This is a genomic window from Mesorhizobium sp. M0437 (assembly GCF_040321335.1).
Lineage (GTDB): Bacteria > Pseudomonadota > Alphaproteobacteria > Rhizobiales > Rhizobiaceae > Mesorhizobium.
The window spans coordinates 1-4,114 of sequence record NZ_JAMYRK010000145.1; the positions used below are offsets into that span (position 1 = coordinate 1).

At 55.9% G+C, this 4,114-nt stretch carries 5 protein-coding genes and 1 pseudogene; 1 reads left to right on the forward strand and 5 read right to left on the reverse strand.

The annotated features are described in order from the left end of the window. Positions 1–81: 81 nt before the first annotated feature. Positions 82–564: an Lrp/AsnC family transcriptional regulator gene (locus tag NKI72_RS34135; RefSeq protein WP_023721564.1), complete on the forward strand. Its 483-nt coding sequence runs from the start codon at positions 82–84 to the stop codon at positions 562–564. A gap of 191 nt (positions 565–755) precedes the next feature. Here NKI72_RS34135 and NKI72_RS34140 read toward each other — a convergent pair whose 3' ends face one another. The 5 genes and pseudogenes from NKI72_RS34140 to NKI72_RS34160 form a co-directional block, all read right to left on the reverse strand. Beyond that, positions 756–1,448 carry an amino acid ABC transporter permease gene (locus NKI72_RS34140; protein ID WP_352817832.1) on the reverse strand — a complete coding sequence of 231 codons (693 nt, stop codon included), beginning with the start codon at positions 1,446–1,448 and terminating at the stop codon, positions 756–758. Positions 1,449–1,466: 18 nt separating this feature from the next. Further along, a complete protein-coding gene (locus tag NKI72_RS34145; protein ID WP_031194726.1) occupies positions 1,467–2,183 on the reverse strand; it encodes an amino acid ABC transporter permease in 717 nt (238 codons plus the stop codon). A gap of 59 nt (positions 2,184–2,242) precedes the next feature. Further along, positions 2,243–3,070, reverse strand: coding sequence for a transporter substrate-binding domain-containing protein (locus NKI72_RS34150; RefSeq protein ID WP_352577913.1), 828 nt, complete (start codon positions 3,068–3,070; stop codon positions 2,243–2,245). Positions 3,071–3,094: 24 nt separating this feature from the next. Continuing rightward, positions 3,095–3,835, reverse strand: a complete 741-nt coding sequence (locus NKI72_RS34155; protein WP_352694335.1) for an amino acid ABC transporter ATP-binding protein — start codon at positions 3,833–3,835, stop codon at positions 3,095–3,097. 56 nt (positions 3,836–3,891) lie between these two features. Then, positions 3,892–4,114, reverse strand: a pseudogene (locus NKI72_RS34160) (peroxidase-related enzyme); the annotation flags it as partial.

Genomic DNA, 4,114 nt, shown 5'->3' on the forward strand with positions numbered 1-4,114 from the left:
GATATTGACTCCGATTGTAGCCTGCTCCACGGTCGAAAAAATTCCCCTATTTTCTGCAATTTTTTGCTAGTGACGTGTCAGATGATCGAAGATCGGGCGAAAATCGATGCATTTGATATGAAGATTTTGACAGCCATGCAGATCGATGCAAGCCTTTCGCAGCGAGATTTGGCGGAGAGGGTCGGCTTGTCCCAGAATGCGTGCTGGCGGCGGATCCAGCGCCTGCAGTCGCTAGGTCTTATCCGCGGGTCGCACAGTAATATCGATCTGCGAGCGCTGGGGCTCGACCTGACGGTTTTCGTAATGGTTCGCACCCGCCACCATTCCAAGGAGTGGAGTGAGGCGTTCCGTGCCCATGTCGAACGGTTGCCGGAGGTGATCGATTTCTATCGGATCGGAGGGGATTGGGACTACCTGATCAAGGTCGTGACACAAGGCATGTCCGGCTACGATGCATTCTACCAGAAACTGATCACGAACTTCGACCTGGCTACGGTGACAGGCTTCTTTTCCATGGAAGCGATCATCAACAATCGTCCAGTGGATCTGACCAATCTGCGATGAGGCGGCGCCCGCTGTAGGGCGCTTCGCCTTCATCGTCGCCAAGCCTTCGGCCGTGGCTCACCAGGGTGAGGTGTCGGTTTTTTACAAGAGCCCGCAGGTCTGGCAGAGCGTTCGCCCATCAGGTGTTTGCAGGCCTCAACTGAGCCTTGAGCTCCTCCGGATTTGATGCGCGGGTCCTGACGACGCTTCGCTCAGGTCCGCACCCTAAGGGCTTGCTCCAGCCTGTCGGCAATCTGGGTGACGATATAGGCAATCACCATGTAGATCACGACGGCAATCACGAAGGCTTCGAGGTAGTAGTAGTTCAGCGCGGCGGTCAGCTGGGACTGGGCGAAGATATCGACAACCTCGATGGCGAATCCGAGAGAAAGCGCCTTCATGATGACCATCATCGAGGTTGTCAGGTCGGGAATTGCCGTGAGAGCCACCTGGGGAAACAGAATCCGTCGGAACAATTGGCCGTTCGTATAGCCAAGGGAATGGGCGGCGTCTGACTGACCGGTGTCAAAGGCGTTCAGGGCTCCTTTGATAATCTCCGATTGGAACGCAGCGATACAGCCTGTCACCGCAATAATAAGGATAACCGAGTTGGGTGTTTCGTGGGCGTTGAAGTTGATTCCGAGCAACGAGAGCAGGAACTGGAATGCCGGGGGCAGACCGAAATAGGCGAGGAAAATCACGATGACCATCGGAACGCCCTTGAAGACGATCTTGTAAGCCATGATGAGCTCTCGCAGCACCGGGACTCGTCTATATTCGACGAGTGCAAAAATGCTGCCGACGATCGTCGACAGGACGAAAATCGTGAACGCCATGGCAAGCGTTACGGGTACGGCGCCCAGAATTTCCTGGGTGTCCTGGAGCAAAATTTCGGTATCGAACATGGTTTAATACCCTTTAGGTCAGACGCTGGCGATGGCCGCGTTCTTGATCTGAGCTGTTGTCGTGGCCTCAGGCGCCTGCATCGGCGAGCGAAGCTCGAACAAGTGCACGATAAACCAGGCAATCAGGCACATCAGCGCATAGATGACGGCCAGGACGAGGTATGTTTCGAACTGGTACTGGTTATAGTCGCGCTCCATGATCAAATGCGCGGTCGCCATCACGTCGGCCGCCCCGATGTACATGACCAGCGCAACGTTATGGATCAGGTAGATGATGGAATTTCCATAGCCGGGCAATGCGAAGTGCACCGCTTGCGGGCCCACGATGCGGGTGATCTTCTGGCGAAAGGTATATCCTAGACTGTCGGCCGCATCATGCTGGCCGCGATCGACGGCCAGGTATGCGGGCCGCAGGACTTCCGACAGATAGCCGCCATGGTAAAAGCTCAGTCCGACCATCGCAGCGATCGTCGGCGAGAAGAAATCTGCGGAGCCGAACAGCGCCACCAATAGGGGGAGCCCGTAGAACGCGACGAACAACTGGAGGACGACGGGAACGCTGCGGGCATAGGACACGTAGAGGTCGGTGAGGTGGCTGACCACTGGTATCCTGCGAATCCGCAATGTTGTCGCAACGAGCGCCAAGCAAAAGCCGACCAACATGGCGGTAAACGTGATAGCGAGCGTCAGCGGCAATGCCGAGAGCAACTCGGGAATCATAGCAGAAACATCCACTTTGAAACGCTCCTTCTTGCAATTCAGCCTTGCCGCTGACGATATCTACTCAGATCACATCATTTCATATACTTGACGATGCCTTCGCCAAACCACTTCTGCGATAGCTTTTCGATTGTGCCGTCGTCTTTTAACTCCTTGAGAACTTTGTTCACGTCATCGACCAGAACCTTGTTTTCATCTGACCTGTGAATAAGCATATAGGTGTTGTTGCTGAAGACCGGTTCGGACGCCACGATGTCGAGCTTCTTTTCATCGATGACGGTCTGCTCACCAAGATTTGAAGGCAGGACCAGCGCGTCGAACTTGCCGTTCTGAACCTCATCCAAACGGTTTGGATACGGGATTCCGGCGCTCGACGCCGTCACGTCAAGCTTGTATTGCGGATTTTCTTTTTGCCAGTTCATGATGAACTTATAGGTTCCGCCGCCAGCCGTGGTCGGAACGATCCTCTTGCCGACCAGATCTTTCATTTCCTTGATGCCGCTGCCCTTTTTGCTGTAGATCTTCATCAGGCTGGCGCCCATGGGGTTTTCCGGAATGAAGAACTGCTTGGCGCGCTCGGGTGACTTGTAGTAACCACCGACCGCGATGTCGTATTTGCCTGTGGCCAGGCCGGTTTCCTGCGCGATGTCGGAGACACCTTCCATTTCGAACTTGTATTGCGGCAGCTTTGCGTTGATCGCCCTCAGTAGATCGGGTTCATAGCCTTGCGGCTCGACGCCGAGCGCGCCCCAAGCCAATGGCTTGGATTCGGCAGAGGTCGCAATTTTGATTGTCCGAACGGTCTGACCATAACTGATCCCTGCTGTCGCAAGGGCAATTGCGATGCCGCCGGCGACGGCCAGGGCATAACGACGCGAAAAACTGGATTTGATTGCAGACATTTCTTGGGTTCCCTTCTTGTTGGATTATTGAAAAGCGAGTTCAGACTGCAGGAATTGAGCAAGTCGTGGGCTGGAAGGCGCATCGAAGATCTCAGCCGGACTGCCATCGGCGGCAACTACGCCACGATCCATGAAGACGATCCGGTTTGAGATGTTCCTTGCGAATTGCATCTCGTGGGTCACAAGCAGCGAAGTAATCCCGGACGACGTGACGTCTTTGATCACTTTAAGAACCTCACCGACCAGTTCTGGATCAAGCGATGATGTCGGTTCGTCGAAGAGCATCACATCCGGCCGAACCGCCAGCGCACGTGCGATGCCTGTACGCTGGAGTTGGCCACCTGAGAGCTGGGACGGATAGCTGTCCCGCTTCGCTGAGAGGCCGACCCTTTCGAGCTCTCGCAGCGCGATTTCACGCGCCTCGTCCGTGGACTTGCGCTGCACGACGACCAGCGGATCCATGACGTTCTGGAGGACGGTCATGTTCTTGAAGACGTTGAATTGCTGAAAGACCATCGCTGTCCGGAGCCGGATCGCCTGGATGGCTGCCTTGTCGGCGCGCTGGTAATCCATCCGAATCTGATCGAATGCGATGGTTCCAGATGCCGGCTTAACCAGGTAGTTGATGCACTTCAGCAGGGTGGTCTTGCCGGTGCCGCTTGGGCCGATGATTGACACGACGTCACCTCGCTTTACCGAGAGATTGACGCCGTTCAGGACCTGCGTGCTTCCGTAGGACAGCTTTATATCTTTGAGTTCAAGCATTCTGGTTGGTGCCCTTCACAGTGTGGGACGGAGTGCCTTGACCGCATGCGACATCATCACCCGCTCTCCGCATGGCCGAGAACGTGCATCAGCCGGTTCGCCCAGCCGAAGATCGATATGGCGTGGATCAAGTCGATGATCTCGCGGTCATCCATGCCAACTGATCGCAGCGCGGCGATATCGTCTGCCGTCGCTTCCGACGGCCCCGCCGACAGGCGGCGGGCGAAGCGGGTGATTGGCGCCTCGCGGGGCCCGCGCGCGTCCGGTTTGGCGGCATAA